Here is a 516-nt window from a genome sequence, read left to right as displayed (position 1 = left end):
CCCAGCCGATGCTCAATGCCGGCCTGCAGATCATGATCCGCGGCCAGGGGGCGGGCCAGGGCGCCGGGCAGGGGCAGGACGGCGAGTCCGACCCGCTGCGCGACCTACTCGGCCTCCTGTTCTCCAGGACCATCCTGGTGTGGCTCGGCATCGCGCTTCTCTTGATCCTGGTGCCGGCCCATGTCGTCTGGCTGCTGGAGCGGCGCCAGAAGGACGGCATCATCCCGACGCCGAAGTACTTTCCCGGCATCTTCCATGCGCTGTTCTGGGCGGCCGGGACGCTCGTCGCCCAGGGCGAGCAGCAGCCGCGCCAGTGGCTCGCCCGCATCGTCGCGCTCTTGTGGATGTTCACCGGCGTCGTGTTCGTCGCCTTCTACACGGCGCAGCTCGCCGCGACCCTCACGGTGCAGCAGATCCAGAGCGGCATCCGCGGCCCGGACGACCTGCCGGGCAAGCGCGTCGCCACCACGCGCGGCAGCACGGCGGCCGCCTATCTGCGCCAGATGAACGCGCAGG

Annotated in this window: 1 pseudogene; it reads left to right on the top strand. The window is 70.5% G+C overall.

The features are described 5' to 3' along the window. A pseudogene (locus ABTU92_RS30115) lies at positions 1-516 on the top strand (ABC transporter substrate-binding protein); the annotation flags it as partial.

Source organism: Rhodoplanes sp. SY1, from assembly GCF_046000175.1.
Classification (GTDB): Bacteria; Pseudomonadota; Alphaproteobacteria; order Rhizobiales; family Xanthobacteraceae; genus Rhodoplanes.
Note: the sequence above shows the minus strand (reverse complement) of the source record. Positions and strands in the feature narration are given on the sequence as shown.